The organism is Vibrio sp. E150_011 (genome assembly GCF_053544015.1).
On the sequence record NZ_JBHFOL010000009.1, the window covers coordinates 66,019 to 83,942 of the forward strand.

A 17,924-nucleotide genomic window follows, 5' to 3' on the forward strand; every position below is an offset into this window, starting at 1 on the left:
CGACAATTATCAAGTGCATTGGATGCACACGTTTACGGCAATATTATTATTCGCCTGCTCTCTCCATGCCTATGCTGGGCAACAATATATAACCGTTAATGACGCTAAACACATCGAATTGGATGAACGTATTACGAAAGTGTTTATTAGTGACCCGGATGTCGTTGATTACAACGTAATTAACGAGACCACTATTGTAGTGTTTGCAAAAGCGGTCGGCCAAGCCCGCCTAATGGTTTATGGGGCGTCTGAGAAACTGCTGATGTCTGATCGGATTATTGCTGACATTGACTTAAGCCAAGTTCGTCGTCAGGTAAAGCTTCACTTCTCCGACGTGGATATAAAGATTGAATCTGTTGGAAGCCAAGTCGCGGTGAGTGGGATTGTCCATTCAGAGCAGCAACGTGATGATATTTATCGGATGATAGCGACGTTGTTAGGGCGAGAAAAAACGGAGCGATGGGAGGATTCTCAGAAGTTAGAATTTGAAACTGATTATGTCAGTTTAGAAGAACCAGAAAGCATGATATTTGCACGAAACATGACGTGGGAAGGCATCTTAGAGCAGCTGGAAGTCGCGACAGTGCAACAAGTTAACGTAAAAATATCGGTAGCTCAGGTCACGGAGCGTTTTGCCGAAACGGTCGGCGTGGATTGGTCATCACTTGGTGCAAATGTTGGGCAGTTCTTATTTCAGCAATTTGAAGCCGCCGATCTCACCACACTTATCACCGCGCTAGGTAATGAAAATGTTGCTCAAGTATTAGCCGAACCTAATCTTACCGTTATTTCAGGCGAATCCGCGAGCTTCCTCGTTGGTGGAGAAATCCCAGTAATTGTCTCGACTAACAATAACGTCAATATCACCTTTAAAGAGTTTGGTATCAAATTGGATTTGACCGCCAAAGTACTTTCTGAAGAAAAAATTCGCATGCAATTGTTTCCTGAAGTCAGCGAGGTCGAGCGTTACATTCGTGCGGCCGGCATTGAAGTCCCACAGCTCGCGACTCGTCGTGCGATGACAACGATAGAGCTTGGTGATGGTGATAGCTTCGTATTGGGTGGATTAATGAGCAGTACTGACTTCGAAGAAATCCAGAAAACGCCCATTATTGGTGACATTCCAGTTTTGGGTGCTGCATTTAGAAAGTCATCAACGGATCGTCGTCGAACCGAACTCCTTATCGTTGCGACAGTGAACCTTGTGAAGCCGATGAAGAAAAGAGATATCCAGCTTCCTTATATCAGCAAGACGAACACGTTACGACGTTGGTTGAATATTTCGGAACCAGAAGAAACTAACAGCGGAGATAATCCAACGATTGAGCTGTTATCTAAAGGGGGATTTATCCAATGAAACTATGGCAAGGAATGCTCATCACTCTCTTGCTTACGGGGTGTAGTGAACGTTACTACAACGGTAAGGGAGCGGAAATGTTGGTTTATCCAGAACAGCACGTTTATGAATTTACTGCAAAAACGAAAGCAGAAGCTATCGATAAATTATCTCAAATCTTTGATTCAGTTGATGAGATTGACTCTGGCGCGTCGTATTCCATTGAATACAAAAATGCGAAGGCCAAAAAATTACTCGATGCATCGCTAGCGGATAAAAAACTATTACCTTATCGAGCCGAGGCGTTCGCGGTCACGCAAAACAGCACGCTAGCGAGTGACGTTAAGCTCACCATTACCTTTCACACGTTGGTGATGAAAAAGTGTGAACCCTCAAGGATTGAATCAGATAACGCGAGTCGAAATTGTTTTTCTGAAGCGGCGAGAGTACACCAGGTAGCGCATAAAGAACGTTTAGTGGAGGGAATCTAATGTTCGATATTACGAAAAAACTTCCTGAAGTTGAAGCGTCAAAACAAGAGATACCGATCAGTTCTGGTCCAACGGGTTGCGCATTGATTTTTCAAACACAAGAATGCAAAACATTGGTCGAAGAGTTATTTGAATTTGAAGGGTGGGATGCCCCAAATAGTGTGGATAACCATAAAGTCGACAGCCAGTTTTATGCAAAGCAAGATAGTAATTTGATTATTGTTGAACTCAATGAATCATCCAGTGTTGTTGAAGATGCTCAAGCGATCGCTGCAACATTACCCACCCATAAAGGGGTGGTGATTATCGGCCAAGAAGACGCAATATCGACGCTTCGTTCACTCAAGGGCATGGGTTTTTACTATGTGTTCTGGCCGATTAACAAATACGAGTTCGCTGAATTTGTTATGCACGTACATAATGATCTGAAGTCATACTCGGGCGTGAGCAAAGAACGAAGAGCGAAACGAGTCGCGGTAGTAGGAAGTAAAGGGGGCATCGGGACGTCATACATTGCTACCGAATTAAGTGCCAAGATGGCAGACGATGGGGTGGATACCATTCTGGTCGACCACCAATACAATGACAGCAACATAGATGTGCTATTGGGGTTAACCGACCATACGCCTAGAGCATTAGATGAGTTTTCAGTACCGCTCCATGAGCTGGATCTTGATGGGGCCGTCAATTATTTACATCCAGTTAGTCGAGATCTCAGACTGCTGTCGCTTCAAGGGGAGGCTTCTCAAAGTGACCTGCTCGCATATAATCAGACACTTTGCGACTTACTGACTCGAAATACCAATTTTATTGTTGAAGATTTCTCTGGCAGCGTTGATTTTCAAGTGGATTGTAACCTGCTTGTCGAAAATTATGACGTGATTGCCATTATCGTTGAGCCTTCAGTTGCCGCGGTAAGAAAAGCCAAATCCATTATAGCGAGTCTTGACGCGATACGAGATGCCACACGAAAACGTACTCGTATTATCACCGTTGTGAATCACCACAGACCCGATAAAAGTTTTGTCATTGAGCGCGATGAGTTAGAAAAATACTTAGGCTCTAGTGTCGACCTGGATTTCAACTATTGCAAAAACCTGCCTCACCTCCACGTTGATGGTAAGCGTGCCTATAAACACGATAGACACGTAAACCAATCGATTGAACAATTAGTTCGGTTGGTTAACGGACGTTCGGCGAATAAAAGTAAAGGACTACTACAAAGGTTGGGTATCCGATGAGCTCTAATAAAGAAATTTATGTTGCTTTTCGCTCCCAGATCTTTGAAGCATTAGATCCGGAAGCGATTCAAACGCTCTCTGAAAAAGAGGTTGAGCACCAAATCCGCAGTGCGGTAGATGTATTGGCAAACAGTTTCGAGCGACCGATTACCGCCATGATGAAGAGCGGTTTGGTCAAAAGTATGATGGATGAACTGTTCGGTCTCGGGCCCATTCAGCCTCTCGTTGAAGACCAGAGTATTACCGATATCATGATCAACGGGCCTTCTGACGTGTTTTTTGAACGAGACGGTAAGTTGCAACGATCAGAGATATCCTTTGTAAGCGAAGAGCAAGTACTGGCGATCGCGAAGCAAATTGCGTCAAGAGTAGGGCGTCGTGTTGACGAGCTTTCTCCTACCGTGGATGCACGTTTAGAAGACGGCAGTCGTGTCAATATTGTTATTCCACCGATTGCGTTAGATGGAACGTCTATTTCTATCCGGAAATTTAGAGAGCAGACCATTGGCGTTGAAGACCTGGTTGATTTTGGGTCGATGACGATTGATATGGCAAGGGTATTATCTATTGCCTCTCGTTGTCGCATGAATGTACTGATCTCTGGTGGTACTGGTTCAGGTAAAACCACTTTGCTCAACGCATTGTCTCAGTACATTACGGAAGATGAACGAATCGTCACGATAGAAGATGCCGCCGAGTTACGCCTTCAACAACCTAACCTCGTACGTTTGGAAACTCGTGCCGCGAGTATCGAACATACCGGCGTTGTGACGCAAAGAGATTTGGTTATTAACGCGCTGCGGATGCGCCCCGATAGAATTATTTTAGGGGAGTGCCGTGGACCCGAAGCGTTTGAAATGCTCCAGGCTATGAATACGGGCCACGATGGCTCGATGTCAACCCTGCATGCCAACACACCAAGAGACGCCATCAGTCGTGTTGAGTCGATGATCATGATGGCAAATCTCAACCAACCCCTCGATGCTATTCGCCGCTCCATTGTTAGTGCGGTTCAAATGATCGTGCAGATTAGTCGATTGCGGGATGGTACGCGAAAAATTACGAACATTTCTGAAATCGTCGGGCTTGAAGGCGACAGTGTAGTGATGGAGGAGCTCTATCGTTTTGATTACCAAGAGTCAGGATATGGTGAAGCGGTAAAAGGTAAGTTTGTTACCCAGGGCATTATGCAGCGCTCGGAACTTGTCAAAAAGGCCCAGTTTTACGGCCTTTATGATGAACTGATGAGTTCATTCCAAGGAGCGAGATTATGATGATTTGGCTCTCACTTGTGTTGTTTGGTGTGGTTGCACTCATGCTGATGACAGGACAAAAGCACAAAATTGGTGATTATTTCCCGGATTCAGAAACGGATGTGGAGTCTGCTTCTGCAATCAATGTAGGGTCATTGGTGCCCAAAAAAGGCTTTAAGCGAGCGCAGGACTCTTTTAAATTTTCGGCCCAGAGCTTGGGTCCTAGAGCGAACTTTTTGGTCTTTACCTACTTAATGGCGTGTGGATTTGTTGCTTGGTATATCGGGTTTCAGTTCTTAAAAACGAACGCCATTGTCATCTCCATTCTCGTCATGATTGGATTAGTGTTTATTGGCTATCAATGGCTGCTCGGGCGGAGACGTAAGCTCTTTCAGCAGAGCTTTCCTGATGCGTTGAATATATTGATGAGCGCCATCACGGCCGGTGAAAGTTTGATGCAGGCAATCAGTTTTGTTGGTCAGAATCTTGATAATGAAATAGGTCGTGAATTTAAGAATATGGGCGACCGACTCAAACTTGGAGAGACCCCTGAAAAAGTGTTGTTACGAGCCGCTAAGCGCTTTCCATATCCTGAGTTTATTTTCTTCACCATTACACTTAGAGCCAACATTAGCCGAGGTGGTCAGTTAAGAGGCGTGCTGGCGCGACTTATTCGAGTATTGGTAGACGCGAGGACGATGGAAACGAAAAAAATGGCAATGACGTCAGAAGCACGTATCTCAGCCAAGGTTGTGGCTGCGATACCCCTCATATTTGCCATTATTTTGTATCAAGTTAGCCCGGACAATATCAACTTTATTCTGCATGACCCTGAAGGTGTGTACGTCTTGTATTACGTAGTGGGTAGCGAGTTATTGGGGTTATTTATCGTGTGGTTGCTGGTTAAGGCGGTGAAGCTATGATTTTGATTGCGAGTATATTATTTGTCGTTTTTGCAATTGTGTTCATGGTGAGTGAGGGGATGCGCTCACATGCTCGCCATAAACGTTTATCGACGTTGATGATTAAAAACCAGCCTTTGGTGCCGGTTAAAACCAATCGAATTATTATTGGGTTCGCGAAGGAGCAGAGAAAAGATTTAGAGCAGAAGCTACTGGATGCGGGGTATTACAACAAAAATCTCGCGAAATATTATCTACCAGCGAAGGTCATCGTTGCCACTTTGGTAGCGATCATCATCTTCTTCAGTGGTCTGCCAGTCATCAACCAGTTAGTCGCTTTGATGATCGCTCTAGTGAGCATTATTGTGGTCCCCGATTTGTTACTGGAGATGCGAAAACGTTACATGGTGAGAAAGATCTCCCGCAGCTTGCCCTATTTGTTGGACATGATGTCGGTGTGTGTGCAAACCGGTATGACGATAGAAGCGGCTTTTAGCTACTTGCACGGGGAATTAAAGGCATTCGATAAAGACTTAAGTTATCAAATCAAGAAAACGTCAGACGCAAGCAAAATTCACGGTATAGAGAAAGCGCTAAATGATTTAAACGTTAGATTACCTGCGCCAGAGGTACAGAGTTTTGTTTTAACGATTGTACAAAACCTGCATTACGGTACCTCGGTTGCCAATATATTAAGTGATTTAGCGGAAGACATGCGGAGAATTCAGTTATTAAAGGTTGAGGAAAAGGTTGGGAAGTTAGCGGCAAAAATGAGTGTTCCGCTCATCTTGCTCATTATGTTTCCCATCGTCATTTTGATTCTTGCACCTGGCGTGATGCAGGTGGACTTCAATGTAGGAAAATGATCATGAATACTAAATGGATTTTACTAATTCTGACTACGACATGGCTTCTCGGTTGTGCGTCGAGTAATGCACCGACGGATCAGGAGATGGTCGCAAGCATGGAAAGAGTCGATAACCACGAAGGTTTGATTCAGCATTATAAAGGGCACCTACAACAAAGCCCTGAAGACCTGAAAGTCACGCAAGAACTGGCCAAAGTTTATTATGGCAAAGGCGATATTGAATCCGCTCGTTTTTATGCTGACCATTTGTTAGATAAAGGGGTCAGCAATTGGCAGTTGTATCAACTTCGCGGGCAGATTCATGATAAACGAGGCGAAGACAAACAGGCGATCGAACGTTATTTACGCTCGGTTGATCTCGGTAATAAAACCAGTGAAATTCATGTTTTATCGGGAATTTCTTACAGTAAATTGGATAACTTTGAACGAGCAGAAAAGCAATTTAATCAAGCAAGATTAAAAGGACATAATGATGTAGCCGTCAAAAACAATCTAGCGGTTGTGTATTTGGCGCAAGGCAAATATGCAAGAGTGACTGAGCTTTTGGCACCCGTTTTCAAAGAGAATCCAAGCAATGAGGTGGTCAAGGCGAATTTGGCAATCGCTTTTTTCAAACTTGGCCAATTTGGACAAGCTAGAGAGTTGTTAAGTGGAGATTATACAGAAACACAAGTGTCATTAATCTCGAGACAACTCTACAACATTGATGGTTAGTTGTTATGGGTGCTCATAAATCACGTCAAAAAGGGGTGACAACAGTCGAGTTTTCAATTGGTGCCATGGCATTGATTTTGACGACGCTGATGATCTTCGAAGCCAGTTATCATATTTATGTCAATAACTTAGTGGAATACGCTCTGAGAGAAACTGTGCGTAATACTCAATTTTATGCAGGGGATAGCACCCATGACAATTATAAAAGCCGAATTGATGACTTAGTGACTGACGATGGGCATTTGTGGTCGTTTATGACGCCACATGAAAACTTCACGTTGACGGGTAAGTACTTCAATTCGTATTCAGAATTCGTCAATAATACTGGGTTGTCGGAAGATGATCCCAGTTTTACCGGGCAGTACACGCTTGCTGAGTTGACTCTATCTTATGAATATACGCCGATCGTAAATCTGTTCGGTAACGAGCCACAAACTATTTCAAGAACGACAGTGCTAAACCTTGAGCATGAAGGTTGGGGGGAGCAGTTATGAAGCACCCTATACAATCCCAACAAGGCGCTTTTGCCATTGAACTGATGATCGTGCTGCTTATATTTGCTGGCATCTATTTATTCATGACAGACATCAGCCATAAATTATTGGTGAGAGCGCAGTTGGATAGAACCAGCTTTGCTCTCGTCAACATACTAAAAGAACGCACTCGATTTTATGGTGGCGTTTCTTCTCTGAGTGACTCAGATCAAACGGACATGCGACAGTTGGCTTATCGCATGCTCGACAAAGATGAGACTAACCTTGCTATCAAGATTGAAGCACTGCATAACAAATCGACAGTTGATGTGTTTACAAGTGCCCCGTTTGAAGCCTTGGGTTGCCAGGCGGTGGATATTTCAGAAAAAGGGGCGCTAGCTCCAGTAGAAGACGGAACAATTTACTCACTGTATCAAGTGAGTTTGTGTGACCAAAAGGATTCTTGGTTTGCAAATTTTTGGGGAGACTCTGGGACACCTACTTTCACGATCACATCAAGTTCAGTCGTGGCGGGGAGGTAACATGAAGTACCTAAATACACTGAAGAAAAAGACGTTAACCCGGAATGAAAAATCGTTAACGCTGGATACCAGACCATACGCACCAATGTCGCGCCAACGAGGTATGGCGGCAGTTTGGATGGCATTTACTCTTGTACCGGTATTGGGATTGACCTTTTGGGCGGTAGAGGGCACGCGTTACATTCAAGAAACGAACCGGTTAAGAGATGCCGCGAAAGCCGCGTCCATAGCGGAAACCATTGAAGACAAGAGAGATTCGTATGGTGCTGATGAGCAAAGGATTTCTGACGCGTATATCCATGACTATGTGAGAAACATCCAAGTCTCCAACGTAACGGTTGACTGGGTTCATCAACAACAAACCGATACTCAAGATGAGTATATTGAGTACTCGGTTAATGCAACGACAACGCATCACTCATGGTTTGCGAGCAATATTATCCCTTCGTTTGATACCAGTGAAAACTTAAACGGGGTTGGGGTAGCTAAAAAATATCCCATCATATTGGGCGATAAAAATATAGACATCGTATTTGTGTCGGATTTTTCTGGGTCGATGAGTTGGCAATGGGGAAGTAACGATTCGTGCAGCAGTTCTAGTTGCAAAATAGCGGATCTAAAAGTCGCGGTTAAGGCGATAGCAGACAAGCTTCTGTGTTCGAATGTGTCGACTGATGCTGTGAGTGGCGATGATGTGTGTGACGATGATGATCAAAGTGGTCTTACAAGTAAGCTAGACAACCGAATAGCGATTGTACCGTTTAACATCAGGACACGAGAAACAAGAGAGGCGACCGCTGATTTAAGTGCAAGAGAGTTTACCGTTAGTCAATTACGGTACCGTGATGATGTGGATGCATCCGATTCCGAACGAACCTATGAACAAGTCAGCTGGAATAAATGGCGAAAACACACGTCTGGTGAGGTTTATGACTGTGCTGAGGACCAAGATGATTGTCCCAGTCAAAAACTTTGGGAGAGAAAACAAGCACAGAGACTGGTCAGTATTTTCGACATTGACTCAGATGATGACGATGACTCTTATCGCGTTGAGGTTTACGACTATGTAGATTTTTCTTTAACCGTTGAAGAAATGTTCGAGAATACTTTCCCTGACATGAAAACAAAATATCGGGTCGATGATAATGAACTGTATCGTGGATATGGTGACTCGGACGCGGGACAATTTTACAACATTGCGCTCACGAATAATCGAGATGACATAGACCAAGTTGATGATATGAACGCCAACGGCAGTACGGCAGCCTTTCAAGGTATGTTAAGGGGCTTTCAACATCTAGCTGAAGGTAAGCCAGACACCGAAGATGTGGACGAGTTGGCGACCTATGATGAAAAAATCAAGATGGTTATTGTGCTTAGTGATGGTGTAGAAAGTCCAAATAATGGCATCCTTGGTGCGTTAGTCGATGAAGGAATGTGTGATAAGGCCAGAGAAGAAATACCGGGTTTGTACATCGCGGTGATCGGTATTGATTTTCAAGCCTCTGATCAAAGTGGTTTTCAGGACTGTGTTATTGATGTTGACGAAGACATTATTGACGTCACAGATACAGAAGACTTTATTGAAGTAATTGAAGAACTTATTCAAAAAGGATCTCGTGGTACCGGTGTGACGAGACTGTATGGGTGATTAGGAATGTCAAAAATAAATGCATTGATTGCAACCAGCGTATTCGCATCTTCTGTTGTTGTAGCCGAAGATCCAAGTACCTTTATTAATGAGTATTGTGGTACCAAGGCTTATGAATATTCGCATAAAATTACTATCGGCGAAATTAATGGCATAGCTAGCCACCGAGACGGTTTTTTACAAGTGACTGAAACCAGTAACGATGACGAGTTAAAAATGCAGCTACTAAAGCGCTCATCCTTGCTTACAGATAAGAGTGATTGCCTAACCTATATATCTAACTTAGGTATCGCGTCGTTTGGGGAGGCAACAGACAAGGGGTATTTGGTGGCCAGAGTGCATTTTGCTTTTGACAAATACAACCTAACACCGTTAGCAAGAGATGTCCTTTCTGGTGTAGCAAGGCAATTGGCTCAGAATAACTATCAGGTTACCGTGGAAGGGCACACGGATTGGGCTGGCTCTGATGCCTATAATCAAGCTCTAGGGCTTAATCGAGCACAAAGTACCGCAAATGAGCTTCATAAGTATGGTATTGAAAAACAAAATACCACGTTAAAGTCATTTGGAGAGTCTGAGCCAATCGCATCGAACAAAACCAAAGATGGACGATCTCAAAATCGACGATCCGATGTTTATATCCCAGCGGGAGATGCTGAAAATTCGCTACCATAATGAAAGAGAGACTAATCGCATATACGTTTAGTCTCTTTTTACGTTCAAGATATCAAAGCAACGCTAAAACAAAACCTTAGTGTCTTTGCCTACTGCTACAGTCACATCACTTTGAGAATCATAAATACTAAATCCCGCGGCAACGGGGTCATGGTTCTCTTCTCCGCCATCAAATTGAGCCGTACAGGTATAGCCTAGATTGTAGGAGCCTGGCTCCATAAATCCGAATGAAAATGTATACGCTGCTAGTGATTCATTCCAGTTGACTGATGCTGAGGTGAGTGGCTTTGATTCATCTGACCCGCCAATCGGTGCCATATTTTCTTGGGCAACATTACTGTTATATAGATAGACGGACTGAACGGACGTAAGATCTTCTTGAGGGTGGCAAGCACTGAAAGTAGCAGTATCAATGGTGCCCTCAATGTTCCCAGTTGTCACAGTGTTAATAAGTGAGACTGAGGTACGTTGAATTGTGTAATCCGGCGCACTTGAAGCATCTTTCAATCCGCGACGTAAATCAAATTCTACGGCAAAGTCGTTATTGTCCGCATTCACATTGAAGGTGTTATTAAAGTAAAGCACGCCTGCCTTATCTTCTTTACCTACGCCTTGCGGGCACGCGCCATCACCTTTGACCGACAAGCCTGGATGATTTTCAGGTGTTTCGTCTTCATCGACAACGACGTAAGAACGGTGTGTTGGATGGTCGCCGTCATTTGCAAATACACACAATTTGTAGCGACCGGTCAACACCACTTGGTCTTGGATGAGGGGTAAAGATGCACTACCTTGGTAATCTAATAAATTGACGCTTAACGGAATGGTGTCTGCACCATCAGGGAGGAGTTCGCCATTTTCATCGACTGGATTGCCTTCGTCGTCGGTTAAGTAGACCTCATAAATAAGTGGTGAGCCACCATCTTGTGGTAGTAGCGCAACTTTACCAAAGGTGATAACGACCTCTTTGGCATCGTCAACGGGCGCATCAGTTACGCTTAGCGTAAAAGGCGTAGTGCTCGTTGGCGAGTCAGATCCCGATTCTCCACCACACCCTGTAAGGGTAAATGCGATGATGCCCGCTAGAGCGGTAAGTTTTGTGCTATGCATTATTAAATTCCTGTTCTTGAACACTGCAATATGAAAGGAGGCGATTACTCATCCTTTTTGTTTGTTTTATTTTTGCTTTTGTCGTGTCCTTTACCCGGGTTGTCGTCGCCATGAATACTGCGGTTGTTTCCTTTGCTCATACCATTCCCTTTGTCTTTGCTGCTACCGTTTGAACTGTCGTCACAATCTTCGGATTTTAACGTCATCACATCGCCTTTGACTTGACGACAATCTTCGCTGATTTCCATACGGTCACTTTTTATCGTTAAGTCGGCATGCGCCATAGAAAGCGAAAAGAAAAACGTAATTGGAATGAGTAGTAACTGTTTCATAACGAACCTGCCTTTGGGGTTTATCCAAAACACGAAAGCCGTGCATAGGTTAGTTAAGCGTAGTAGTCATATGTCAGGTTTATTCAATGCTTGGAAAGGGGAGTGTTAGTCAATAGCAAGATTGAGACATGTTGCGTAGAAGTTGATGTTCCATGAGATTGGATTTAGTACAAAAAAAACGCTAGCCCAGAGGCTAGCGTGACGAGGTGTGTAACAAGTGAGGTGGTCGTAATCAAAACCACTTTAGCTTGTTATGCAATTGGGTCACGCTCCCAACAACAATGAGTGCAGGGCTTTTTGCTTGGCCGGCTAATTCAGGCAGTGTGTTCAGTGATCCCTGAAATACGCGTTGCTCTTTGCGAGTGCCATTCTCGATGATCGCGCACGGTGTGTCCGCGTTGAGGCCTTGTTCGAGTAATTGTGTGGTGATATGAGCGCTTTGCTTTAAACCCATGTAGAAAACAAGCGTGTTATTGGATTGTGCCAAGGCTTGCCAATTAATTTCTCTGCCATCTTTTTGTACATGCCCAGTAATAAACTGAACGCTCTGTGCATGGTCTCGATGGGTTAGCGGAATACCTGCGTAAGCCGTAGCGCCGGCTGCGGCGGTAATGCCAGGGACAACTTCAAATCGAACATTGTTTTCGGCCAGCGTTTCTAGCTCTTCACCGCCACGACCAAAGATAAACGAGTCGCCACCTTTTAAGCGAACAACGTTGTGGCCTTCTTGCGCTTTTTTGACGAGAATTTGGTTTATTTGGTCTTGAGGTACACAGTGAAAATCTAATTTTTTGCCGACATAAATCATTTCCGCATCGACTTTGGCGAGTGCAAGAATTTCATCGGAGACCAAACGATCATAAACGACCACATCTGCGGACTGGATGACGCGATAACCTTTAACGGTAAGTAAGTCTGGGTCGCCAGGACCTGCGCCGACAAGAGAAACAAAGCCGCGGTTTGTGGTGGTATTATTAGTGGTCATAGCAATGTATACCCATTGAAATTTGATTATAAAAAGTAACACTCAAACCGAATGAGGAGTGGTTACTTTTTATCGCCAAATAGCGAGGCTTGGTCTCACGTTAACGTGAGACCAAGCTAAAGTATTACTTGTTACCCATTGCTGGTTCAGCGTTGATAGACACGTTGCTTTCTGCGTCTAGAGACGGCGCTGTTTTTGCGTGCGTCAGGTACAGAGGAATGCAAGTCATCACCAAGCCACCAACGATATTACCAAGGATGGTTGGGATTAAGTTGAAGTTCAACCACGTTGCGATGCCAAAATCAGCCCCTAGAATCATACCTAGTGGGAATAGGAACATGTTAACGACAGTGTGTTCAAAAACAAGTGCAAAGAAGATGAAGATTGGGAACCACATCATCGCCACACGACCAGATACAGTGCGAGCTGTCATGTTACCAATGACGCCAAGACAGACCATCAAGTTACAGAAAATACCACGCACAAAACACGTAATCCAACCGTCCATTCCCATGTTCTCGAAACCAAGGCTGCGAGCCGTAGAAACCGCAACAAATTTTTGCGCGACGGCATTGAGTTCTAGAGAGAAGTTACCTGTTAAAGAGATAGCAACAAGATAAGCGACGATAAGAGAACCAATCAGGTTACCTAAGCCAACCAGTCCCCAGCATCGGAAGATACGGTTCCAAGTCACACCAGGACGATTAGCAAACTTGGCGAGCGGAGCAAGACCAAAAACACCCGTCACGAGGTCGTAACCCATCACACTTAAAATGACGAAACCCACTGGGAACACAAGTGCGCCGACAATACCAATACCAGTTTGCACAATCGTTGTGATTGCAACAACAACCGCGATAGACAAAATAATCCCTGCCATTGTGCCGCGTAATAGCAAATCACGAGTGCTTGTTTTTACTTTCGCTTCGCCAACGTCGATCATGGTTTGTACGAATTGTGCAGGTTTAAAATCACCAGACATAAAATTGTCCCTATAAAAGTTTAAGTTAAAAGTTAAGATTGAATAGTGATAGGGGCTAGTTCTAGTCATGACTTTCAATAACTAGAATGAATAACCCCTATAGGCTATTCAGTCTCGAAGACTATGTCGTTCCGTACCGAAGGCTAAGCCGAGATTTCGACGGTGCCTTTCGTCACACGAGTCTTATACGCTTTCACGCTAAAACGCTCATCTTCTAAACACAGACCAGTGGCGAGGTTGAAGCGTTGCTTTTTCAACGGACTTGCGACCCAAAGTTCACCTTGGTGTTCACAGGTTAGGCCGCGAGAAAGGACGTTTGAGCGAGCAAACGGATCCATGTTATTAATGGCAAAAACTTCGTCGTTGTTTCTAGGACGGAAGATCGCCACTTGTTGTCCATCAATGAGTGCACAAACGCCAGTACCAGGAATGATGTCTTGGATATCGCATACTTTTTGAAATGCCATGATTATTTCTCCAGCTCTACGTGTAGGATGTCGCCCTTAGCGTCAGGGTGCTTCTCTGTGTAAGTAGCTGGACGGTGTTGTTCGCGTTCTTGAACGAACACGACATTGTCATCACGCAAATCACTATTAATGAAGTGAGCAAAACGCTGATGTTGCGCTTCATCGTTCACTGCATTCGTCCATTCACAGCTAAAGTTACCGATTAGCTTGGCAACGTCAGTCTCAAGCTGTTCGTTAATACCAAGTTTGTTATCGACAATGACTTCGCGAAGGTAGTCAACGCCGCCTTCCATGTTGTCCATCCACACCGACGTACGTTGCAGCGGTGCAGCTGTACGGATGTAGAACATCATGAAACGGTCGATGTATTGAAGTAGTGTCGCTTCATCTAAATCAGAAGCAAGAAGGTCTGCGTGACGAGGCTTCATGCCGCCGTTACCACATACATACATGTTCCAACCGGCATCCGTTGCGATGATGCCAAGGTCTTTACCTTGCGCCTCGGCACACTCACGAGTACAACCAGAGACACCAAACTTCATTTTGTGTGGAGTGCGAATGCCTTTGTAGCGATTCTCGATACGAGAACCAAGACCGACAGAGTCTTGTACGCCATAGCGACACCATGTTGAGCCGACACACGTTTTTGCCATACGTAGCGCTTTTGCATACGCTTGACCGGTTTCATAACCAGCAGCAATTAACTTTTTCCAAATTGTTGGAAGGTCGTCTTTCTGTGCGCCAAATAAGCCGATACGCTGTGCACCGGTTACTTTGGTATATAGGTTGTATTCTGCTGCTACTTCAGCAAGCACTTTTAATGCTTCAGGTGTGACTTCACCACCCGCCATACGAGGAATCACTGAGTACGTACCATCTTTTTGGATGTTACCTAAAAAGTTATCGTTGGTATCGTGAAGCTTAACCAGTTCAGGTTTAAGGATATGCTCGCCCCAGCATGACGCTAAGATGGAGCCTGCCAATGGTTTACACACTTCACAGCCGTAGCCTTTACCGTGCTTCTCTAGTAGCTCATCGAATGTTTTGATTTCTTCGATACGGATCAGATGGAACAGCTCTTGACGAGAATAAGCAAAGTGCTCACAGACGTCGTTTTTAACTTCAATACCCGATTTCGCAAGCTCAGCGTTAAGGACAGAGGTTACAAGTGGGATACAACCGCCACACCCCGTACCTGCGCCAGTTACGGCTTTAATATCGCCAATCGTGTGGTGACCATCCGCAACAGCTTGAGCAATCTTGCCCTTTGTTACGTCGAAACAAGAACAAATAACGGCAGTTTCAGGCAGTGAATCGGCACCAAGAGAGGGCTTTTCCGCACCAGCGTGAGCTGGGAGGATAAGCATATCTGGGTGTTCTGGAAGCTCTATATTGTTGAGCTTTAGTTGCAACAAGTCACCGTAGTCAGAGGTATCACCTACCATGACCGCGCCAAGCAATTGCTTACCATCTTCAGAAACAATGATGCGCTTATACACTTCTTGCTCTTCGTTTTGGTAAACGTAGCTCTTACAGCCAGGAGTACGACCGTTAGCATCGCCAATTGAACCAACTTTTACGCCAAGAAGCTTTAACTTCGCGCTCATGTCAGCACCTTCAAATTGGCTGTCATTGCCAACAAGGTGATCAACGGCCACTGTTGCCATTTTGTAGCCAGGTGCAACCAAACCGTAGAAAGTACGGTTCCAAGAGGCACATTCACCAATTGCGTATACATCAGCATCAGTGGTTTGGCACTTGTTATTAATTTCTATGCCGCCGCGTGGCGCAATACCGAGCCCCATTTGACGAGCCAGTTTGTCTTGTGGACGGATACCTGCAGAGAACACAATGAAATCCACTTCAAGGTCAGTACCGTCTGCAAATATCATAGTGTTACGTGCGGTTTTGCCTTCAGGTTTGATTTCTTGGGTGTTTTTGCTGGTATGTACCTGAACGCCCATACGTTCAATCTTGTTACGAAGTTGCATACCACCTTGTAGATCAAGCTGTTCAGCCATCAATACAGGTGCGAATTCAATAACGTGTGTGGTAACACCAAGTGCTTTAAGCGCGCCGGCAGCTTCTAGGCCAAGCAGACCACCGCCGATGACGACACCACTTTTACTTTTCTTCGCGGTGGCTTCGATAGACTTGAGGTCTTCGATGGTTCGGTACACGAAACAATCTTTGCTCTCGTTGCCTTTAATAGGGGGAACAAACGGGAAAGAACCGGTTGCAAGGATAAGCTTGTCGTACTTGATTTCACGACCAGTACTTGAGTAGACGATTTTGTTTTCGCGGTTTATGTTGATCGCGCGTTCGCCGATAAGAACATTAATACCGTGTTTTTCATAGAAGCCTTCTTTGACTAAAGAAAGTTCGTCTGCAGTATGGTGAGAGAAATAAGAGGAGAGGTGGACACGGTCATAGGCGACGCGCGGTTCTTCGCAAAAAACGGTAATGTCAAAGTTGGCAGCATCGGTCTTGTCGACTAAGTCTTCTAGATACCGATGTCCCACCATGCCGTTACCGATCACGACAAGCTTCATCTTGCTCATATTAATACCTAAGGGTTATTCTTCAATTCTACGCGCATTGTTAAATGTGAAAGAAAATTAATATATGATGTAAATCAATTACACTTTCAAACTACCCTAAAGGGGTAGGCGTCTTGAGCAAATAGTGTGCTTTTATGCATTTGCCTGCGTGACATATCGGAAAAGGCAATGGTGAGTAAATGGGTTGTTAATGGATGGGTTTTTTATTGGTATGCGTGTGTTATTAATATGCGGTAGTGACATTCACTTTTGTAATACAAATAGAATGTAGTTACAAAAGTGAAAGTTTCCTTCATTGGTGTGAGTGGATTGTGAAGAATTATGAATAAGTAACATAGATGAGCCAAAATGCCGTATTTAACCGACAAATAACCATATTCCAACCGCACACATCAAGGTCCCGGCAAAACGGTTCATTGCCTTGACGTTTTTAGATTGACCTAAGGAACGCTTTAATCCCTTTCCACCCGTGGCATAAATAGTCATACAAATAAATTCACTAAGTAAAATAATTCCCAGCATCATTGATACTTGCAGTGTCATTGGTTGAGATTGGTCGATAAATGGGGGTAGCAACGAAATCATAAAAGCCCAACCTTTCGGATTGGCAATCGCTGTTACAAATCCTTGGACAACGAGATCCCAATCTTTATGTTGGACGGTATCATCCGAATCTGCCGAAATCGCCAGCTTGCCTTTTGAGCGCCACATTTGTACGCCCAGATAGAAGAGGTAACTTGCGCCTATCGTTTTAAATATGACGAACAATTCGGGATAGCGCAGCATAATTGCCGCCACACCGAGAACGGCAGCAAGTGCGACGACGGCAACACCAATAAGCTCGCCTATCATCATCCATAATGTGCGTCGATAGCCAATACTCATTCCCATTGTCAGCGCCAATGTCATGCACATACCTGGAGTAATAGAGACAAAGAAAAAAGTGGGAATAAAAATAGTTAACGTTGACCAGCTCATAGTGCTCAATTGATGAAGGAATCAGTTTATTATTTTTAACAGAGTTAATGAGTAAAAACTATATAAAGTAAGTCGACGGCGTGAATGAAATGGAAATTCAATAAAATAATGCATATAAGCTGAAAGAAAGGAGTGCCCAATCCCTATGGGCGATGTCTAGCCAAAGACATTGTTATTATTTATTTTTGGGTGTACGGATTAGGTATCCGCGCTTGTAACGTGTTGCAACAAGCATGGTTGTCATCATTATTGCCAGCGAAACGTGTAGATAATTTTCCCTTCGAATTTGAACTTTTTAGCGGCGAAGAGGCGTTCAATATAATTTCGGCGAATTCTTTCCATTGTGTTTGTATGCTCGGTTTA

The 17,924-nt window shown here is 44.3% G+C and carries 18 protein-coding genes; 11 read left to right on the top strand and 7 right to left on the bottom strand.

Going from position 1 to position 17,924, the window contains the following annotated elements; translation table 11 throughout:
* The first annotated feature begins 22 nt into the window (after positions 1-22).
* The 11 genes from ACE1OE_RS14825 to ACE1OE_RS14875 all read left to right on the top strand — a co-directional run bounded on the left by ACE1OE_RS14825 (position 23) and on the right by ACE1OE_RS14875 (position 10,146).
* Positions 23-1,357 carry a type II and III secretion system protein family protein gene (locus ACE1OE_RS14825; RefSeq protein WP_449211568.1) on the top strand — a complete coding sequence of 445 codons (1,335 nt, stop codon included), beginning with the start codon at positions 23-25 and terminating at the stop codon, positions 1,355-1,357.
* On the top strand, positions 1,354-1,827 hold the full coding sequence (locus ACE1OE_RS14830; RefSeq protein ID WP_102467857.1) for a hypothetical protein: 474 nt from the start codon (positions 1,354-1,356) through the stop codon (positions 1,825-1,827). Before ACE1OE_RS14825 ends, ACE1OE_RS14830 begins: the two co-directional genes overlap by 4 nt.
* Positions 1,827-3,068 carry an AAA family ATPase gene (locus ACE1OE_RS14835; protein WP_372060264.1) on the top strand — a complete coding sequence of 414 codons (1,242 nt, stop codon included), beginning with the start codon at positions 1,827-1,829 and terminating at the stop codon, positions 3,066-3,068. Before ACE1OE_RS14830 ends, ACE1OE_RS14835 begins: the two co-directional genes overlap by 1 nt.
* A complete protein-coding gene (locus tag ACE1OE_RS14840; RefSeq protein WP_102467855.1) occupies positions 3,065-4,342 on the top strand; it encodes a CpaF family protein in 1,278 nt (425 codons plus the stop codon). Before ACE1OE_RS14835 ends, ACE1OE_RS14840 begins: the two co-directional genes overlap by 4 nt.
* Positions 4,342-5,244: a type II secretion system F family protein gene (locus tag ACE1OE_RS14845; RefSeq protein WP_102467915.1), complete on the top strand. Its 903-nt coding sequence runs from the start codon at positions 4,342-4,344 to the stop codon at positions 5,242-5,244. The genes ACE1OE_RS14840 and ACE1OE_RS14845 overlap by 1 nt, the downstream gene beginning before the upstream one ends.
* Positions 5,241-6,089, top strand: a complete 849-nt coding sequence (locus ACE1OE_RS14850; RefSeq protein WP_449211519.1) for a type II secretion system F family protein — start codon at positions 5,241-5,243, stop codon at positions 6,087-6,089. Before ACE1OE_RS14845 ends, ACE1OE_RS14850 begins: the two co-directional genes overlap by 4 nt.
* A gap of 2 nt (positions 6,090-6,091) precedes the next feature.
* Entirely contained in the window at positions 6,092-6,805 is a 714-nt protein-coding gene (locus ACE1OE_RS14855) for a tetratricopeptide repeat protein (RefSeq protein ID WP_449211520.1), read from the top strand.
* A 5-nt stretch (positions 6,806-6,810) separates the two neighbouring features.
* Positions 6,811-7,299, top strand: a complete 489-nt coding sequence (locus ACE1OE_RS14860; protein ID WP_102467852.1) for a TadE family protein — start codon at positions 6,811-6,813, stop codon at positions 7,297-7,299.
* On the top strand, positions 7,296-7,820 hold the full coding sequence (tadF, locus tag ACE1OE_RS14865) for a tight adherence pilus pseudopilin TadF (protein WP_449211521.1): 525 nt from the start codon (positions 7,296-7,298) through the stop codon (positions 7,818-7,820). The genes ACE1OE_RS14860 and tadF overlap by 4 nt, the downstream gene beginning before the upstream one ends.
* 85 nt (positions 7,821-7,905) lie before the next feature.
* Complete coding sequence (locus ACE1OE_RS14870; RefSeq protein ID WP_372060680.1) at positions 7,906-9,471, top strand: TadE/TadG family type IV pilus assembly protein; 1,566 nt, start codon at positions 7,906-7,908, stop codon at positions 9,469-9,471.
* Between the two features lie 6 nt (positions 9,472-9,477).
* Positions 9,478-10,146, top strand: a complete 669-nt coding sequence (locus tag ACE1OE_RS14875) for an OmpA family protein (RefSeq protein WP_449211522.1) — start codon at positions 9,478-9,480, stop codon at positions 10,144-10,146.
* Positions 10,147-10,209: 63 nt separating this feature from the next.
* On the opposite strand, the gene ACE1OE_RS14880 is transcribed toward ACE1OE_RS14875, so the two are convergent.
* The 7 genes from ACE1OE_RS14880 to ACE1OE_RS14910 form a co-directional block, all read right to left on the bottom strand.
* The gene (locus ACE1OE_RS14880) at positions 10,210-11,256 is read right to left on the bottom strand and encodes a DUF4382 domain-containing protein (protein ID WP_449211523.1); all 1,047 of its coding nucleotides are present in this window, start codon (positions 11,254-11,256) and stop codon (positions 10,210-10,212) included.
* 44 nt (positions 11,257-11,300) lie between these two features.
* A complete protein-coding gene (locus ACE1OE_RS14885) occupies positions 11,301-11,588 on the bottom strand; it encodes a CG2 omega domain protein (protein WP_449211524.1) in 288 nt (95 codons plus the stop codon).
* A gap of 232 nt (positions 11,589-11,820) precedes the next feature.
* A complete protein-coding gene (gene cobA / locus ACE1OE_RS14890; protein WP_449211525.1) occupies positions 11,821-12,573 on the bottom strand; it encodes a uroporphyrinogen-III C-methyltransferase in 753 nt (250 codons plus the stop codon).
* Positions 12,574-12,697: 124 nt separating this feature from the next.
* Positions 12,698-13,555, bottom strand: a complete 858-nt coding sequence (locus tag ACE1OE_RS14895) for a formate/nitrite transporter family protein (RefSeq protein ID WP_102467846.1) — start codon at positions 13,553-13,555, stop codon at positions 12,698-12,700.
* Between the two features lie 143 nt (positions 13,556-13,698).
* The gene (gene nirD / locus ACE1OE_RS14900) at positions 13,699-14,022 is read right to left on the bottom strand and encodes a nitrite reductase small subunit NirD (RefSeq protein WP_372060257.1); all 324 of its coding nucleotides are present in this window, start codon (positions 14,020-14,022) and stop codon (positions 13,699-13,701) included.
* A 2-nt stretch (positions 14,023-14,024) separates the two neighbouring features.
* Positions 14,025-16,583, bottom strand: coding sequence for a nitrite reductase large subunit NirB (nirB, locus tag ACE1OE_RS14905; protein WP_449211526.1), 2,559 nt, complete (start codon positions 16,581-16,583; stop codon positions 14,025-14,027).
* A gap of 357 nt (positions 16,584-16,940) precedes the next feature.
* Positions 16,941-17,561, bottom strand: a complete 621-nt coding sequence (locus ACE1OE_RS14910) for a LysE family translocator (RefSeq protein WP_102467843.1) — start codon at positions 17,559-17,561, stop codon at positions 16,941-16,943.
* Between the last annotated feature and the right edge of the window lie 363 nt (positions 17,562-17,924).

Coding starts and splice junctions, on each gene's coding strand:
- ACE1OE_RS14855 (WP_449211520.1), top strand. CDS start 6,092: ATGAATACTAAATGGATTTTACTAATTCTGACTACGACATGGCTTCTC.
- nirD (WP_372060257.1), bottom strand. CDS start 14,022: ATGGCATTTCAAAAAGTATGCGATATCCAAGACATCATTCCTGGTACT.
- ACE1OE_RS14885 (WP_449211524.1), bottom strand. CDS start 11,588: ATGAAACAGTTACTACTCATTCCAATTACGTTTTTCTTTTCGCTTTCT.
- nirB (WP_449211526.1), bottom strand. CDS start 16,583: ATGAGCAAGATGAAGCTTGTCGTGATCGGTAACGGCATGGTGGGACAT.
- ACE1OE_RS14860 (WP_102467852.1), top strand. CDS start 6,811: ATGGGTGCTCATAAATCACGTCAAAAAGGGGTGACAACAGTCGAGTTT.
- ACE1OE_RS14910 (WP_102467843.1), bottom strand. CDS start 17,561: ATGAGCTGGTCAACGTTAACTATTTTTATTCCCACTTTTTTCTTTGTC.
- cobA (WP_449211525.1), bottom strand. CDS start 12,573: ATGACCACTAATAATACCACCACAAACCGCGGCTTTGTTTCTCTTGTC.
- ACE1OE_RS14830 (WP_102467857.1), top strand. CDS start 1,354: ATGAAACTATGGCAAGGAATGCTCATCACTCTCTTGCTTACGGGGTGT.
- ACE1OE_RS14875 (WP_449211522.1), top strand. CDS start 9,478: ATGTCAAAAATAAATGCATTGATTGCAACCAGCGTATTCGCATCTTCT.
- ACE1OE_RS14895 (WP_102467846.1), bottom strand. CDS start 13,555: ATGTCTGGTGATTTTAAACCTGCACAATTCGTACAAACCATGATCGAC.
- ACE1OE_RS14825 (WP_449211568.1), top strand. CDS start 23: ATGCACACGTTTACGGCAATATTATTATTCGCCTGCTCTCTCCATGCC.
- ACE1OE_RS14850 (WP_449211519.1), top strand. CDS start 5,241: ATGATTTTGATTGCGAGTATATTATTTGTCGTTTTTGCAATTGTGTTC.
- ACE1OE_RS14835 (WP_372060264.1), top strand. CDS start 1,827: ATGTTCGATATTACGAAAAAACTTCCTGAAGTTGAAGCGTCAAAACAA.
- ACE1OE_RS14840 (WP_102467855.1), top strand. CDS start 3,065: ATGAGCTCTAATAAAGAAATTTATGTTGCTTTTCGCTCCCAGATCTTT.
- ACE1OE_RS14880 (WP_449211523.1), bottom strand. CDS start 11,256: ATGCATAGCACAAAACTTACCGCTCTAGCGGGCATCATCGCATTTACC.
- tadF (WP_449211521.1), top strand. CDS start 7,296: ATGAAGCACCCTATACAATCCCAACAAGGCGCTTTTGCCATTGAACTG.
- ACE1OE_RS14870 (WP_372060680.1), top strand. CDS start 7,906: ATGTCGCGCCAACGAGGTATGGCGGCAGTTTGGATGGCATTTACTCTT.
- ACE1OE_RS14845 (WP_102467915.1), top strand. CDS start 4,342: ATGATTTGGCTCTCACTTGTGTTGTTTGGTGTGGTTGCACTCATGCTG.